At 69.3% G+C, this 16,018-nt stretch carries 15 protein-coding genes; 10 read left to right on the top strand and 5 right to left on the bottom strand.

Going from position 1 to position 16,018, the window contains the following annotated elements; translation table 11 throughout:
- Window positions 1–66: 66 nt before the first annotated feature.
- Window positions 67–1,011 (bottom strand): ribose-phosphate pyrophosphokinase, encoded by a 945-nt coding sequence (locus KEG57_RS11830; protein WP_272420013.1) that lies wholly within the window; start codon window positions 1,009–1,011, stop codon window positions 67–69.
- A 194-nt stretch (window positions 1,012–1,205) separates the two neighbouring features.
- Here KEG57_RS11830 and ribF point away from each other — a divergent pair, with 194 nt between their 5' ends.
- Window positions 1,206–2,195, top strand: coding sequence for a riboflavin biosynthesis protein RibF (gene ribF / locus KEG57_RS11835; protein WP_272420012.1), 990 nt, complete (start codon window positions 1,206–1,208; stop codon window positions 2,193–2,195).
- Between the two features lie 10 nt (window positions 2,196–2,205).
- Here the strand turns inward: ribF and KEG57_RS11840 are convergent, their stop codons facing one another.
- Genes KEG57_RS11840 through KEG57_RS11850 form a run of 3 tightly spaced genes read right to left on the bottom strand, consistent with a single transcriptional unit; the run spans window position 2,206 to window position 5,568 of the window.
- Window positions 2,206–3,219 (bottom strand): Lcl C-terminal domain-containing protein, encoded by a 1,014-nt coding sequence (locus tag KEG57_RS11840; RefSeq protein ID WP_272420011.1) that lies wholly within the window; start codon window positions 3,217–3,219, stop codon window positions 2,206–2,208.
- On the bottom strand, window positions 3,216–4,115 hold the full coding sequence (locus KEG57_RS11845) for a tetratricopeptide repeat protein (protein WP_272458478.1): 900 nt from the start codon (window positions 4,113–4,115) through the stop codon (window positions 3,216–3,218). Before KEG57_RS11845 ends, KEG57_RS11840 begins: the two co-directional genes overlap by 4 nt.
- A gap of 43 nt (window positions 4,116–4,158) precedes the next feature.
- Entirely contained in the window at window positions 4,159–5,568 is a 1,410-nt protein-coding gene (locus KEG57_RS11850) for a serine/threonine-protein kinase (protein ID WP_272420009.1), read from the bottom strand.
- A 307-nt stretch (window positions 5,569–5,875) separates the two neighbouring features.
- Here KEG57_RS11850 and aroA point away from each other — a divergent pair, with 307 nt between their 5' ends.
- The 9 genes from aroA to KEG57_RS11895 all read left to right on the top strand — a co-directional run bounded on the left by aroA (window position 5,876) and on the right by KEG57_RS11895 (window position 15,591).
- Window positions 5,876–7,240 (top strand): 3-phosphoshikimate 1-carboxyvinyltransferase, encoded by a 1,365-nt coding sequence (gene aroA / locus KEG57_RS11855; protein ID WP_272420008.1) that lies wholly within the window; start codon window positions 5,876–5,878, stop codon window positions 7,238–7,240.
- The gene (gene cmk / locus KEG57_RS11860) at window positions 7,237–7,959 is read left to right on the top strand and encodes a (d)CMP kinase (RefSeq protein ID WP_272420007.1); all 723 of its coding nucleotides are present in this window, start codon (window positions 7,237–7,239) and stop codon (window positions 7,957–7,959) included. Before aroA ends, cmk begins: the two co-directional genes overlap by 4 nt.
- Window positions 7,928–8,902, top strand: a complete 975-nt coding sequence (locus KEG57_RS11865; RefSeq protein ID WP_272420006.1) for a hypothetical protein — start codon at window positions 7,928–7,930, stop codon at window positions 8,900–8,902. The genes cmk and KEG57_RS11865 overlap by 32 nt, the downstream gene beginning before the upstream one ends.
- An 18-nt stretch (window positions 8,903–8,920) precedes the next feature.
- Window positions 8,921–10,081: a hypothetical protein gene (locus tag KEG57_RS11870; protein WP_272420005.1), complete on the top strand. Its 1,161-nt coding sequence runs from the start codon at window positions 8,921–8,923 to the stop codon at window positions 10,079–10,081.
- A gap of 231 nt (window positions 10,082–10,312) precedes the next feature.
- Entirely contained in the window at window positions 10,313–12,094 is a 1,782-nt protein-coding gene (locus KEG57_RS11875) for a 30S ribosomal protein S1 (protein ID WP_272420004.1), read from the top strand.
- Window positions 12,095–12,183: 89 nt separating this feature from the next.
- A complete protein-coding gene (locus KEG57_RS11880) occupies window positions 12,184–12,579 on the top strand; it encodes a YfiM family lipoprotein (protein WP_272420003.1) in 396 nt (131 codons plus the stop codon).
- Between the two features lie 39 nt (window positions 12,580–12,618).
- The gene (locus KEG57_RS11885; RefSeq protein WP_272420002.1) at window positions 12,619–13,155 is read left to right on the top strand and encodes an HIT family protein; all 537 of its coding nucleotides are present in this window, start codon (window positions 12,619–12,621) and stop codon (window positions 13,153–13,155) included.
- Window positions 13,152–14,537: an AI-2E family transporter gene (locus KEG57_RS11890; RefSeq protein WP_272420001.1), complete on the top strand. Its 1,386-nt coding sequence runs from the start codon at window positions 13,152–13,154 to the stop codon at window positions 14,535–14,537. Before KEG57_RS11885 ends, KEG57_RS11890 begins: the two co-directional genes overlap by 4 nt.
- 58 nt (window positions 14,538–14,595) lie before the next feature.
- On the top strand, window positions 14,596–15,591 hold the full coding sequence (locus tag KEG57_RS11895) for a tetratricopeptide repeat protein (RefSeq protein ID WP_272420000.1): 996 nt from the start codon (window positions 14,596–14,598) through the stop codon (window positions 15,589–15,591).
- Between the two features lie 6 nt (window positions 15,592–15,597).
- On the opposite strand, the gene KEG57_RS11900 is transcribed toward KEG57_RS11895, so the two are convergent.
- Window positions 15,598–15,981, bottom strand: coding sequence for a response regulator (locus KEG57_RS11900; protein WP_272420126.1), 384 nt, complete (start codon window positions 15,979–15,981; stop codon window positions 15,598–15,600).
- Window positions 15,982–16,018: the final 37 nt, after the last annotated feature.

A 16,018-nucleotide genomic window follows, 5' to 3' on the forward strand; every position in this document is an offset into this window, starting at 1 on the left:
AGAGGAAACTGCACGGTTGTCCAGGCGCTTAGGGGGATACGAAACGACGAACGGGGGGCGAGGACGCTAGACGAAGAGGGAGCTCACCGAGTCCGAGTGGTGGATCCGGCGGATGGCCTCCGCGAGCAGGCGCGCCACGCTGACGACCTTGAACTTCCCGCACGCCTTGGCTTCCTCGGAGAGCGGGATCGAGTTGGAGACGATGACCTCGGCGAGCGGCGACTCCATGATCCGCGACAGCGCCGGGCCCGAGAGCACGGCGTGCGTGGCGCAGGCCGCGACGCTCTTCGCGCCCGCCTTCATGAGCGCGTTCGCGGCGTTCACCAGCGTGCCCGCCGTGTCGATGATGTCGTCGAGGATGAGGCAACGCTTGCCCTCGACCTCGCCGATGATGTTCATCACCTCGCTCTCGTTCGCGCGCTCGCGGCGCTTGTCGATGATGGCGAGCGTGCCATCGAGGCGCTTCGCATAGGCGCGCGCGCGCTCGACGCCGCCCGCGTCCGGCGAGACGATCACACAGTCGCGGCTGTAGTGCTCACGAAGGTGCTGATCGAGGAACGCCGGCATCGCGTGCAGGTGATCGAAGGGGATGTTGAAGAACCCCTGGATCTGGCCCGCGTGCAGATCGAGCGCGACGATGCGGTGCACGCCCGCGGCGACGAGGAGGTCGGCCACGAGCTTCGCCGTGATCGGCGTGCGCGGCGCGGCCTTGCGGTCCTGCCGGGCATAGCCGTAGTACGGGATGACCGCGGTGATGGAGCCCGCGGAGGCGCGCCGGAGCGCGTCCACCATGATGAGAAGCTCCATCACGCTGTCGTTTACCGGCGAACACGTCGGCTGCACGACGTACGTGTCCACGCCACGAACGTTCTCCTGGATCACGCAGAACGTCTCCCCGTCGGAGAACCGCGAAACGCGGCATTTGCCGAGCGGGAACTCGAGGCACTGGCAAATCTCTTGCGTGAGCGTGGGGTTCGAGTTCCCCGAGAAGATGCTCACTCTCTTGAACATCGGCCAGCCTCCCTGCCTGCCGAGGGTCGACGCTCAGCCAGTCCGAGCGACCACGACAACCCCGAACGCCGAAGGGTCAACGGCGGCGCGGCTCTACCAGCCACCACTATCTCCGTCAAGGATCTTCTGGTCAATGCATGATGGAACGACCTCGGCTTTGCGCGGGGCCTCGGGTTTGACTAGGTAGCGCGATCGTGGATCGGCAGAGCGGCTCCCAGCGCGGCGAGACGAGCGGACGTACCGGCACGGTCGTCGTGATCGGCAACTTCGACGGTCTCCACCGAGGCCACCGCGCCGTCCTGGAAGAAGCCGCTCGGATGGCCCGCGATCGCGGGCTCGATCCCGTGGTGCTGACGTTCGATCCGCACCCGGCCGAAGTCCTCGGCCGCAAAGCGCCGCCGCTGCTCACCCCGCTCGCGCGCAAGATCGCCCTCTGCGAACGCGCCGTGCCGGGCCTCCGGGTCTCCGTGGCGCACTTCGATCGCGCGTTCGCCGCGCAGAGCCCGCGCGTGTTCGCCGAACGCGTGCTCGGCGATCTCGGCGCGCGTGTGGTGATGGTCGGGCAGAACTTCCGCTTCGGCGCGCAGCGGGCCGGCGATTTCGCCGAGCTCGAGCGGCTCGGCAAGGAGCTCGGCTTCGAGACGCGCTCCCACGCGCTCGTCGGTGACGCGACCGGGCCCTGGTCGAGCACGCGCGCGCGAGAGGCGATCGCGCGCGGCGATCTCGACGAGGCGCGGCGCATCCTCGGTCGATGGCACGCGCTCTCGGGGACCGTCGTGGCCGGGGACCAACGCGGGCGGACGATCGGGTTCCCCACGGCGAACATCCTCGACGCGCCCGAGGCGTTCCCCCCGTTCGGCGTGTACGCGGTCTTGATCGATCGTTTGCCTGCGGAGGGCGAGCGCGGCGCGAAAGTGCTGGGCGTAGGCGTCGCGAATCTCGGCGTGCGGCCCACGGTGGATCCCACGGCGGCGCGCCCGCGGCTCGAGGTACATGTCTTCGATCGGAACGAGGATCTGTACGGCGCGCGGCTGCGTGTGCACCTCGCGCGCCACATCCGCCCGGAGCAACGTTTCGCGGGGCTCGACGCGCTGAAGGCGCAGATCGCGCGGGACGCCGAGGAGGCGCGCCGCGCGCTCGAAGGCATCACGCCGGATCCCGAGGCGGGTTCGGCCTGGGCTTGAAGCGCGCGCGTCATCGCACGCAACGCACGCGCGCCTTCACGGCTACCGACTGGTGATCGATGCGGCCCGTGAGGCCGTCGAGGAGCCACGCTTCGGACGGCGCGGCGGCGACGGGCGTCGACGACCAGAAGCGGCCTTCCTCGTCGAGAAACGACGTCGCCGCGGACGTGGGATCTTCGCCCTCGCCGTGGCCGAGGCTCACGAGCTCCTTGATGCTCGGCAGTCGGAAGCCGCTCGCACCGCCGAGCATGAGCGACGCGCAGAACGCGAGCGCGCCTTGCCACGAGCTCACCTCCGGCGTGCTCACCCGTTGCCACACGAGGCCCGTGCGCTCGTCGATCAGCGTCTCGCCGTCCGCGCCTTCCTCGAAGCACAACGCGCGCGGAGGACCGATGACGCAGCGGGTGCGCGCCGTGAGCGTGCGATCGAGGGACGTCATCGATCCATCGACGAACCCGACTACCCACACGCCATCCATCGCCGTCGTCGCCGTCCAGTAGAGATCCGTGGACGACGTGGGCACGGAGATCATCGAGGGGTTGATCGCGGGCCCGTCGCGCCCGTAGTCCACGAGCGAGACGAGCTCCACGCGGGAAGGCAGCCGTGCGCCGCCGCCGAGTTTTTCACAACGCGCGCGCGCTTCCTCCCACGAGACGGGTGCCGGTGCCGCATCGCTCTCCCACACGAGATCGAGGATCTCGTCGCGCACGCCGCCGTCCTCGACTTCGCCGAACGAAGCCTCCGTGTAGCTCGGCAAGACACCGAGCACGTGACCATCCTGCCCCGCCCCCAGGCTCGTGTCGTCACAGGACACCGCGAAGGCGCCATCGGAGCAGAACCGCGTCGCCGAGTCGGGAAAGCCCGCGCCCGTGATCTCGGTGCACACGCTCTCGGGCGCGGCCGCCGGCGCGAGCCTGCGTGGCTCGATCCCCGCCACGATCTCGCAGCCGAGGGGGCTCGCGAGGAGGAGCTGCCACGCGACATACCGGGCGAACGGAGGGACCACCGTTCGTTTTGTGCTCAAAATGTTCCTCCCAGGAGCAACGTCGCGCCCGATCCCGCGGACGGCGCGATTGCGATCGACGCGCGTGGCTCCGACGGACTCTTCGAGCGCGACACCCAGTAGAGGGTCGCGGACGTGACCAGGCAGATCGCGCCCGCGCCGAGCGTCACGTTGGCGATCCGCGCGGCCGTCCGCCCCTCCTCGGCCACGCCGAACGACGCCGCGTCGGGGCAAACCGAGCCCTGACACTGCGCCCGTGCCTCGTTCTCTTTCACCAGCGCGCGGATCCCGAAAAACGCCCCCGCGCCGAGCGCGACCGCCGAGAGCCCCGCGGTCACGTGCGCCGCGATGCGCGCGCCCGAAGGCCCCCGTGACGGCGCGAGCGCGGGCACCACCACCGTGATCCGCGCGCCCGGCGCAACCCGCACCGTCGTGCGAAACGGCTCCTTTCCGTCGGCCGTCGCGACGACCACGTGTTCGCCCGGATCGACCGGTGCGGGATCGCCGAGCGACGCCTCCGCGATCGGCGCCCCGTCACGCTCGATCACCATCCCTGCGGCGCGCGCGCCGGGCCCGAGCACCACCACGAGCCGCGCGAGCTTGTCTTCGAGCGCCTCGAGCCGCTCGTGAGCGATCTCCGCGCGATCGGGCCTCGCGTCCGTGCGCGCCCACGCGAGGGCCTCGCCGAGCTCGCGGTAGGCCGTCGCCGTCTTGCCTTCCGCCTCGTGGCAGCGGGCGAGGTTCAGGATCGTCCCGCCGCCCGGATCGAGCCGATGGCTCTCCGCGAACTTCGAGCAAGCCTCGGCATACCGCTTCTCCGCCATGAGCTGCTTGCCCTCGCGGAAGAGGGCCTCTGCCTCCTCCGCTGCGGAATCGTCCGCGCGGGCGGTCCCTCCGGCGGTGATGACGAGCATCACGAGTCCGGGGAGAAGAAGTCGGTTGTCTAGACGAACGTATCTCCTATTTGCGACTGCCCAGCGGATCAAGGAAGCTCCCTCCTTTGCGGCGCCCCGCAGGGGCCCCAGAGGTTCGATAAGACGAAGTCGTGGAAGTCTTTGGCTCCTTGGCCCCCTGGCTCGGCGCGGGGGCCGCGGTCTCCTCGGAGCTTTCGGCGGCCGGGGCGCGCTGCTCGGCCGGCGCGACCTCGGCCGAGGGCTCGTTTCGCCGCTCGGGGGCCCCGTGGGCCTGCCCCGGCGCGGGCGCGATTTCCTCGGGCGTGTCTCCGCTCGACGCGACGAGCGCCCCCACCACGAGCAGCGTCACACCGAGCAAGCCGAGCCCGGCGCGGATGCGCGCCGAGCGCCGCAGCGCTGCAGGCAAAAGGGCCGTCGAGAGCGCGCCGGGCGGGCTGTCGGCCTCGCGGCTCCCGGTCCATCCTGCATACGTGGACAATTTCTCCGGCGTTATGCCGAGCACGCGGATCGCCCGTCGCACGCTGGTCTCGCTGCGCTCGGGCGCGAAGGGCCGGAGCGACGCCGCGAGCTCGGCCACGTCGGGCGTGCGCTTGCTCGGATCTTTTTGCAGGCACTGGAGAATCGCCTTTTCGAGCCCCTCGGGTACGTCGGGACGAACATCCCGGACCCGCGCGGGCGGGTCCGCGGCGATGCGGAAATAAAGCGACGAAATGGTCTTCGCCTCGAAGGGGCTCTGGCCGGTCAGGAGCTCGTGCAAAACGATGCCGAGCGACCAGATGTCGGTGCGGGGATCGACATGCGTCGGATCCCGCAGCCGCTCGGGCGAGGTGTACCGCGGCGAACCCACCACGAATCCGTGGCCCGTGAGCGTCACCATGTCCTCCGGCTGCGCCGCGCCGCTCGGGCGCAGGACCTTGGCGATGCCGAAATCGAGGACCTTGATGAGCGGCGAGCCGTCGGCACGGCTCGTGAGAAACAGGTTCGAGGGCTTGATGTCGCGATGGACGATGCCCAGGGAATGCGCCTCGGCGAGCGCCTCGCAGGCCTGGAGGATGTAATCGACCGCATCCTCGACGGGCAGTGGGCCGCGGCGGCCGAGCACGCCCCGGAGGTCGATTCCGGTGAGATATTCCATCACGACGAACGGCGAGCCCCACGACAAGGTGCCCATGTCGAGGACGCGCGCCACGTGCTCGCTCTTGATCGCGCTCGCGGCCCGCGCCTCGCGGAGCAGCCGCGTCACGGAGACGTCGCTCGCTGCCACCTTTGGGTGCAGGAACTTGAGCGCGACGCGCTGCCGGAGGCTCGTGTGCTCCGCCTCGACCACGACGCCCATCCCCCCGGCGCCGAGGGCCCGCAGGACCCGATATTTCCCCGCGACCACGTCACCCGGGCGCGGCAGCGAGGCCTCGCCGAGATCGACGTCGACGTCGATCGCATATTCCGCGCTCTTCATACCCCCCATGATCCCCGTGTTTTACGATAGCGCGCGGGGGCGGAAACACAATCGATGGCGGGCGATCCCGGCGCATCCGCGAGCCGCGCCGTTCCGGCTGAAACCCGTGGAAGGAGGACGATCCATCAATGGTTTGTCGACAGCGAACAATGAAAAAGATGCCCCGGACGGGGCGTCCCGCTCCCCTGCCCTGCCGCGCACGGACCGAGCCGCCCCGGGCAGCCGCCCCGGAGGCGGCTTCCGTGCGTCCCACCTGCCGCGCGCGACAGGCATCCCCTCGGCCCTCGGCTTCTGCTAGAGCCTGCCCGTGACCGACCTCGTCGTCTTTCCATCTGAACGCCCTCTGACGGGCAGCGTCCCGGTCCCCGGCGACAAGAGCATCGCCCACCGGGCCATCCTGCTGTCTGGTCTCGCCGAAGGGCAGAGCCGCATCGAAGGCGGCGCGCTCGGTGCAGACAACATGTCCACGCTCGGCGCGCTCCGTGCGATGGGCATCACCACCGAGCAGCAGAACGAGACGCTGCTCGTCGACGGCAAGGGCCTCTACGGCCTGCGCGCGCCGAGCGAGCCCATCGACTGCGGCAACTCGGGCACGACGATGCGCCTGCTCGCCGGCGTGCTCGTCGCGCAGCGCTTTGCCACCGTGCTCATCGGCGACGAGTCGCTCTCGCGCCGGCCGATGGAGCGCATCGCGAAGCCGCTGCGCCTGCGCGGCGGTCGCATCGAGGGCAAGCTCGATCCGAAGCGCGTCGGAGAGATCACGGCGCCGCTCCAGATCGGCCCGCTGCCCGAGCCCAACGTGCTCGGGCCGCTCGAGTACGAGATGCCCGTCGCGAGCGCGCAGGTGAAGAGCGCGATCCTGCTCTCGGGCCTCTACGCCGACGGAAAGACGTACGTGCGCGAGCCGCTCGTGTCGCGGGATCACACCGAACGGCTCTTGCTCGCGCTCGGCGTTCCGCTGCGCACGGTCGGCGCGATCATCGAGCTCGACGGCCCCGCGTTCTCGGGCAAGCTCCCGGCGTTCTCGATCACGGTGCCGGGCGATCCCTCGTCCGCGTCGTTCCTCGTCGCGGCCGCGCAGCTCGTCCCGGGCAGCCGCGTGACCGTGCGTCGCGTGGGCCTGAACCCGACGCGCACCGGGCTCTTCGAGGTGCTGCGCGACATGGGCGGCTCGCTCGTGCTCGAGCCGAAGGGCGAGGAGATGGGCGAGCCGATCGGCGACCTGCACGCCGGCGCGTCGGATCTGCATCAGGGTCGGCTTGGCGGCGAGCTCGTGGCGCGCACGATCGACGAGGTGCCGATCCTGTGCGCACTCGCAGCACGCGCGAATGGCACGACGCTCATCGAGGACGCGGCCGAGCTCCGCGTGAAGGAGAGTGATCGCATCGCCATGATGGCGCGCGTGCTGCGAGCGTTCGGCGTGACGTGCGAGGAGCGGCCGGACGGGCTCGCCGTCGAGGGGAAGCCGGAAGGCAAGCTCAAGGCGGCGGACATCGAGAGCGGCGGCGATCACCGCATCGCCATGGCATCGTGCGTGCTCGGGCTCCTCGCGGACGGACCCACGCGCGTGCGCGACGCCGACAACATCGCAACGAGCTTCCCGCGCTTCGTCGGTACGATGCGCGCGCTCGGAGCACGGATCGAGGTGGAGTCGGGCGGAGGAACTCCATGAGCAGCGGACGGAGGAGGGCAGTACGCGTCGCGATCGACGGGCCGGCGGGCGCGGGCAAGAGCACGGTCGCGCGAAGGCTCGCGGAGCGGCTCGGCTACCTGCTCCTCGACACGGGCGCGCTCTACCGCACGGTCGCGCTCGCGGCCGTGCGCGCGCCCATCCGCTGGGACGATCGCGAGGCGCTCGGCGCGCTCGCCGAGGATCTCGTGGCCCGCAAGCGCATGGTCATCGAGCGCGCCGAGGGCGCGACGGGCGGCGGCAGCGGCATGCGTGTCCTGCTCGACGGCGAGGACGTCTCGACCGCCATCCGCTCGCCGGACGTGAGCCTCGGCGCGAGCCGAGTCTCTGCCGTGCCCGCGGTGCGCGCCGCGTTGCTCGACATGCAGCGCGGGCAAGGCGCCGAGGGCGGCGTGGTGCTCGAAGGTCGCGACATCGGCACGGTCGTCTTCCCGGACGCCGAGGTGAAGTTTTTCCTGACCGCATCACCCGAGGTCCGCGCGCGAAGGCGTTACGAGGAACTCGTCGCGCAGGGCAAGGACGCGACCTACGAGGCGACGTTCGCGGACGTCGAGCGCCGCGACAAGGCCGACACGGAACGACCCGTGGCGCCACTCCGGCAGGCCGACGACGCGATCGTCGTCGACTCGAGCCACAGGGACGTCGCCGAGCTCGTCGAGGAGATGGCGCTTGTCGTCGAACAGCGCGAGCGCGCCGGCTGAGGTTTTTCGACGCGCGTTCGTGCTCGGCCTCGGCGCGCTCGTGTTCGCCGCGGCGTGCGGCGGCGAGGTGCCAGCCCCGAAGACCGCGTCCCGGGGCAAACACGACCTCCTCGATCCGGCCGAGCTCTTCCCTGCCGATCTCGATCTCGTGCTGCGCGTCGATCTCGGCCGCATGCGCGCGCAGCTCGGCCCTCTGGCGGATGCGCTCTCCGCGCGCGTCGAGGAGGAGAGCGGCGGCGAGGAGGCGCTCGTTTCGCAGGCGATTGCGCGCGCCAAGGTCGTGTGGATCGGCCTGCGCGCTGCGGACGCCGAGGTCGGTGATCGTGTGCTCGTCGTCGAGGGCGAGGTGGAGGACGTGCGGCCCGATCCAAGGCTCTTCCGTCTCGTCGATCCTCCGATCGCGGACGATGTTCGAACGTGGGAGCGCCAAGGGCCCCTCGGCCGCGCCACGACCGCGCGCATCCACGCCTTCGCCGGCCGCATGATCGTGTTCGTCACGCCGGTCGAGGTCGACAGCGTCGAGCGCGTGCTCCTCAAGGGCCCGGACGACCGCCGGCGTGATCCCGCAGCCGAAGGCCTCGTCAGCGCGGATCTCCGCGCACGGCGCTTGCCACCCTCGCTCGAACGGCGCTTCCCCTCCATCGCGTCGATCATCGGCGGCCTCGAGCGCGCCCGTGCGAGCGCGGTCATGGTCGGCGACGCGCTCCGTGTCGACGCCGAGATCACGGCCGGTACGGGGCAAGCCGCGGGCAAAGCCGAGAACCTGCTCCGCGCGCTGCGCGAGGGTGGGCAGGGCAGCCGGTACGCGGCGCTCTTCGAGGACATCCGGATCGAGCGTGTCGATCGCGCCGTGCGTGTGCGCTGGGATCTCTCCTCGGAGGTCCTGCGCGCATTGCTCGAAGGCAAGCTCGCGGCACCGGAGAGGATGCAAGGCGAGCGCTGAACGCTTACGCTCGGGGCGATGGCCGACACGCTCGTGGATCCGATCGAGCCCGTCCCGCCCACGCAGCGCGATCCCGACGCGCTCGGAGCGGCGCCCGCACCTGCGCCGGAAGCGCCCGCGGTCGCTCCACCCGAACCGCCGCCGGAGTCGCCGCCCGAGCCGCCGCCCGAGCCTCGCGCCGAAGCGCCGCGTCCGAAGCCGCGCACGTCGCGCATCGTGCTCGTGGCCGTGGCCGCCGTTTTCGTGGTCGCGGCGATCGCGGCGCTCGTGTTCTGGAACTTCGTCCTGCGATATCGGCCCACGGCGCGTGCGCACGTGCCTGCGGGGACGAACGTCGCGATCCGGATCGAAGCGGCGGACCTCGTGCTCTTCGGCCCCGTGCGCGAGCACCTCTTGAAGCTCGCGCTCGATGAAGGCAGCACGCCCGAGGCCTCTGCGCCGTCGCGCCCCTCGCGCGCCTCGCGCATCCACGATCACACGGGCGTGCGTTTGCCCGCGGACCTGCGCGAGGTCGTCGTCGCGTCGATGGACGGCAAGAGCTGGGTCGCGCTGCTCGGCGGTCGCATCGAGCATGGGAGGTTCGTCAAAGGACTCGCGGAGGTCGCGCGCGAGGAGGGCTGGACCGGATTCCGCCGGGAAGGCGAGCTCTTCGTGGGACCTTCGATCGTGATCGGACAGGCGGACGACGGGACGATCCTCGTCGGCACGGATCGATCGATCGTGGAGGCGGCGCTCCCGGCGACGGAGGAAGGACAGAAGCTCGGTTTGCCCGAGAAGGGCGCGGTCACGTTCGCGATCGCGCGGCAGGCGTTCGAGGCGCTCTCCGGAACGAGCGCGATCACGCCGCGCGCGTCTGCTCTCGGCACGGTCGAGCGAGCCACGGGCACGCTCGCGCTCGGCAGTTCGCCGGAGCTCGTCGTTCGTCTCGAACCGACGAAAGCCGCGGACGCGCCGAAGCTCGAAGAAGCCACGCGCGCGCTCCTTTCTGATCTCGGGCTCGCGCTTTTGCTCGTGCCGGACGTCGCGGGGGAGAAGGAGGCGCTCCGCGCGACCACCGTGAAGCGCGAGGGAGATGTCGTCGTGCTCCGCGCGGCCTGGCCGTACGCCGGACTGGATCGGGCGGCGGAGACGCTCGCGGGCAAGCTCCGAGGGGCGGAAATCCCCGATAAAAAGCCTTGATTTGGGTCGCCCCGGCCGAACGGCGTGCTCTCGGGTCGGGCGGACAAAACGGACGCGCGCGGGGCACCGCATTGACAAGGCGCTGGCACCGGACTAGAGGGACCGCTCTCCCGGATCCGGCTCGATGCCCGACGTGTGCCCGAGGCCGGCTCAATTCGAGCCGCACGCTCGCGCGGCGCATCGCATCCGAGCTCCGGGAAATCCTAGGGAAGGACGGTTTCAAAAGACCAGATGGCTAGTAACGCGAACGTGGAGATGACGGGATCCGACATGGGATCCAGCATGGAGAGCTTCGCCGCGCTCTTCGAGCAGCGGGTCGAGTCCGATTTCGCGCGCGAGGGCGAGATCATCGCAGGCACGGTCGTTCAGGTCGGCCGTGACTCGGTGGTGGTCGACATCGGTGGCAAGAGCGAGGGCGTAATCCCCCTCCGAGAGTTCGCGGACGCCACAGGTCAGGTCGGCGTCAAGCCCGGCGACAAGGTGGACGTCTACATCGAGAGCCGCGAGAACGACGACGGCCTCGTCACCTTGTCGAAGGAAAAAGCCGACAAGATGAAGGTCTGGGATGAGATCTCGAACGCCTGCGAGGCGGACGAGCTCATCGAGGGCACCATCAGCCAGCGCGTGAAGGGCGGCCTCTCGGTCACCATCCGCGGCGGCGTGAAGGCGTTCCTCCCGGGGTCGCAGGTCGACCTCCGCCCGATCCGCAACTTGGACAAACTGATCGGCCAGACCTACAAGTTCAAGGTCATCAAGTTCAACAAGAAGCGGGGCAACATCGTCCTCTCCCGCCGCGTCCTGCTCGAGCGCGAGCGCGACGAGATGAAGCAGAAGACGCTCGAGACCCTCACCGAGGGCATGACCGTCAAGGGCACGATCAAGAACATCACCGAGTACGGTGCGTTCGTGGACCTCGGCGGCATCGACGGCCTGCTCCACATCACGGACATGAGCTGGGGCCGCGTGAATCACCCGAACGAGGTGTTCAACGTCGGCGACGAGGTCACCGTCAAGGTCCTCAAGTACAACCCCGAGACCGAGCGCGTCTCCCTGGGCCTCAAGCAGACCCAGGAGGATCCGTGGAACCACGCCGAGGAGGCCTACCCGGCCGGCAAGAAGGTCCGCGGCAAGGTCATGTCGATCACGGACTACGGCGCCTTCGTGGAGCTGGAGCCGGGCGTCGAGGGCCTGATCCACGTGAGCGAGATGAGCTGGACCAAGAAGGTCAAGCACCCGTCGAAGCTCCTCGAGGTCGGTCAGGAGATCGAGTGCCAGGTCCTCGAGGTCGACGCGCGCGCCAAGCGCATCAGCCTCGGTCTCAAGCAACTCGAGCCCGATCCGTGGATGCTCTTCACGGACAAGTACCACCCCGGCGACAAGATCGCGGGCAAGGTCCGTTCGCTCACCGATTACGGCGTGTTCGTCGGGATCGAGGAGGGCGTCGACGGCATGGTCCACAAGAGCGACCTCTCGTGGACGGTGCGCGTCAACAACCCGAGCGACCTGCACCACAAGGGCGATGACGTCGAGGCGATCATTCTCTCGATCAACCACGACGAGAAGAAGGTCTCGCTCGGCATCAAGCAGCTCTGGGACGACCCGTGGCCGACGATGCTCAGCGAGTTCGCGCCCGGCCGCGTGATCGACGAGTCCCAGGTGATCAGCATCGTCGAGTACGGCATCTTCGTGCGCCTGCGCGAGGGCGTCGAGGCGCTCGTCTCGACGGGCGACATCCTCGAGCCCGAGGGTACGAAGATCAAGGTCGGCGACCTCGTGAAGGTCGAGATCTCGAGCGTCGACACGATCGAGCGCCGCCTCTTCGCGACGATGAAGAACATCGGCGTGGAGAAGCCGCAGCCTGCCGAGCGCCCGAAGCGCGCGAAGGGAGCGGGCGGCGGTGGCAGCACGGCGGCCGACGAGGAGAAGAACGTGCCGGGGACGATCGGCGATCTCATCAAAGAGAAGCTCGGCGGCAAGCTCGACCTCAAGAACAAGGCGAAGGATCAGGAGTAATCCTGCCCCTTCTCGGGTGACCGTTCGCGGCGCCTTCCCCCTCGCGAGAGGGAGAGGCGCCGCGCGCGTTTTGTCCCTACGATCGGCGCATGAAACGCCTCGTCGCGCCCGTCGTCCTCGCTGCACTCGTCACCGCGCTCCCGGCGCGCGCGGATCCACCGAGCGATCCCGATCCTTTTTTTGGTCGCGACAAGGCGCTGCACTTCGGCTTCTCGGCCGCGCTCGCCGGCGGCGCGTATGGCGCCACCGCCCTGTACGGGCTCGACGGGCGGGCGAACCGCGTCGCGGTCGGCATGGCCGTCGCGCTTGGTGCTGGGTACACCAAGGAAATCCTCGACGCCGCGGGGTTCGGCACGCCGTCGTGGAAGGATTTCGCCTGGGATCTCCTGGGGACGGCGGTGGGGCTCGGCGTCTCGGTCGCCATCGATTACGCCCTTTCGCCTTCCCCGAGCGAGAAATCCGGTAGGCCGGCGCCCGCGCGTTGATCGCCACCGGCCGGTGCCGGTGCTAGCGTGCCGCGATCGATGGGCAATCCGCTCTGGGCGCCGTGGCGCATGGAGTACATCCTTTCGAAAAAGGGTGGATCCTGCGTGTTTTGCGGCATTGAGGCTGCTCCGCCGGAGGAGCTCCGCGCGCGGCTCGTGGTGTGTGACACGCCGCGCGCGTTTGTCGTGCTCAACCGCTATCCGTTCGCCGCGGCGCACCTCTTGGTCGTGCCGCACGCGCACGTCGACGCGCTCGAGAAGCTTTCGCACGAGGATCATCACGCGCTCTTCGATCTCGTGCGCGAGGCGACGGTGCGGCTGCGCGCGGCGGTGAAGCCCGAGGGGCTCAACGTCGGCTTGAACCTCGGCGCGGCTGCGGGCGCTGGCATCGCCGAGCACCTGCACGCGCACATCGTCCCGCGCTGGAGCGGAGACACGAACTTCATGCCGGTGCTCGCCGACGTACGCGTCGTGCCGCAGGCCCTCGAAAAGACGCGCGACTACCTCGTGCCGTTCTTCGCGGATCTGCCGGGCGTGCGTTTGCCCGCGGCGAGCGAGGGAGCCGGAAACCCGTGAGCGAAGCGTCGCCGCCCGTCACCCCCCTGCCCCCGGAGCGCAAGACCGCGCGCCGCATCTTCCTCGCCACGAGCGCGGTGCTCGTCGTCTCGCTGTGCATCGTCGCGCACGAGGTGATGCTGCCGTTCGTGCTGGCGCTCGTCGTCGCGTACGTGCTGACGCCCGCGGTGCTGCGCGTCGAGCGCATGCGCGTGCCGCGCTGGGCCGCGATCCTGCTCGTCTATGCGATGACGCTCGGCGCGATCGGCGGGTTCATCGGGATGATCGTCCCGCGCCTCGTCACGGAGGGGCAGGCGCTCGCGAGCGAGTGGCCGAACCTCACGCGCAAGATGCGGAACGAGTGGCTGCCGGCGATCGACTCGCGGCTCGTGCGCTGGTCGGGGCAACGCCCCGCGGAGGAAGCCACGCCGGCTCCCACGCCGAACCCGAGCCCGGAGATCGGCGCGGGCGAGCCGAGCAAGCCCGAGGCACGTGCAGACGAGCGTCCGCCGCTGCGGATCGTGAAGCGCGACGACGGCTCGTACGATGTCTTCGTGAGTGAAGATCTGCGCCTGCACGAGGTGCAGCACGGCACGTGGGAGGTCTTGAACCAGGAGCCGAAGCGCCTGTCGAGCGCGGGCCTCTTGCGCGAAGGGTTCGATAAGGGGCTGCTCTACCTGCGCCAGAACGCGACCGTCGTGCTGCAGATCGGCCAGCGGATCGCGGGCGCGATCTCGCGCGGGATCTTCAACCTCTTCATGACGTTGATGCTCGCGGGTTACATCATCCTGACCCACGAGAAGATCCTCGCCTTCTTCCGCGATCTCTGGGACCCGACCTCGCACCACACGTTCGAGCGGTTCATGCGGAGGCTCGATCGAGGCCTGTCCGGCGTCGTGCGCGGACAGCTCCTCATCTGCCTCGTGAACGGCGTGCTCTCGGCGATCGGCTTCTGGCTCTTCCACCTGAAGTACTGGCCGATCCTCTCGATCCTCGCGGCCGTGATGTCGCTCATCCCGATCTTCGGCTCGATCCTGAGCTCGGTGCCGGCCGTGCTCATCGGCCTGACGCAGTCGCCCATGACGGCGGTCGGCGTGCTCGCGTGGATCGTCGGCATCCACCAGCTCGAAGCGAATTTCCTGAACCCGAAGATCATCGGCGACGCGGCGAAGATCCACCCCGTCCTCGTCGTCTTCTCGCTTCTCGTGGGCGAACACTTCTTCCAGATCACGGGCGCGCTCTTCGCGGTGCCGTGCATGTCCATCGCCCAGACCATCTTCCTGCACTTCCGCGAGTCCACGATGGGCCTCACCGATCCCATGTCGACGCACCCGCCCTCCGCGAAGGTGCGTCCGGACGTGAAGGCGACGCCGCCCGAGCCCCAAGCAGGCGCCGCGGGCTGACGAAGTCGGGAGGGCCCGCGCTACTGTTTCCCGTGGCACGTGGTATGAAGCGCTCGCCTTGAAGACGTCCGACAAGCCGAAGAGCAACACCCAGGAGAAACCGAAGACCGCGGACAAGCCGAAGGCCGCGGCGAAGCCGGCGAGCGCGAAGGACGCACGCGAAGCGCTCATCGCGTCCGCGCGCGACAAGCAGGCCGCGCAGCCGGATCCGCTCCAGATGCTCGAGCCGAAGAAACTCGCGGTCCGGATCGGCATCCCGCTCGCGATCGTCTGGATCATCGCGCTCTTCATCTCGGGCTGGATCTCGAAGGTCGTGGCGCTCGTCGTGACGATCGCGGTCGCGGGGCTCGTCGTCTGGGTGGTCCGGTACGCGAAGCGCTCGCGCGCCGTGGCGAACCTCGTGCGCGGCGCGGACACGCCCGAGGCGCGCAAAGAAGCGATCGAGAAACTCGAGAGCGAGTTCGGCAAGGACGACCCCGCGGCCGTGTTCGCGCGCGCGCAGCTCGAGTTGCAGGAGGATCCCAAGAAGGCGCTCGCCACGCTGGAGAGCATCAAGCTCGACCGCGTGATGCCGCCCGTCGCGGACGAGGCGCGGGCGCAGCGCGCGATGATCCACCTCGTGCTCGGTGAGACCGAGGCGGCCAAGGGCCTCGTCGACAAGATCGATCTCAGCCGGCACAAGGACGCGAAGAGCCGGGCGACGATCGCGGCGATCGTGGGTGAGGCGTGGGCGCGCGGCGGTCAGGCGAAGAAGGCCGTGGAGCTGCTCGACACGCTCGATCCGAACGACGCGACGTTCGCCGACATCAAGCCGCAGCTCCTGCGCTCGCGCGCGTTCGCCTACGCGTGGACGAACGATACGAAGCGGATGAAGCAGATCCTGCGGCAGCTCTCGGCGATCAACCCGCAGTACCTCGCGTCGTTCATCACGAAGAAGAAGATCCCCGGCGGCGTGTCGCCGAAGGGCGTGCACCCGCTCCTCGAGAAAGAGGCCTTCGAGATGATCTCGAAGAGCGGCATGATCCCGCGCAAGATGGAGTACCGCAGGTCGTAGCGAGAGCTACGGCTTCAGGTAGCGCGCGACCGTGCTGAGAAGCGTCTCGATGCCGACGGGCTTGCGCAGGTAACCGTTCGCCGCGATCTTCGTGGCCTGCTGCCGCAGGTTCCCGTCGGCCGAGATCACGATGACGGGGATGTCGGCGATCCTCGGATCGCTGCGCTGCTCGGCCCGGAAGCCCCAGCCATCCAGGATGGGCATCATCAGGTCGAGCAGGATGAGTTGTGGGCGCGCTCCCTCGCGAAGCAGGTCGAGAGCCTGCTTGCCATTGCTCGCGCCGCGCACCTCGTACCCCTCTTCCTCGAGGATCTGCGCGATGGTCTCACGGATGTCCGGATCGTCCTCGACGATGAGGACGCCGCGGCTCCCCTGCTCGATCGTGCCCATGGTCCCCGCCGGCAAAGGCGTGCCACTCTACTGACCT

The organism is Polyangium jinanense (assembly GCF_028435365.1).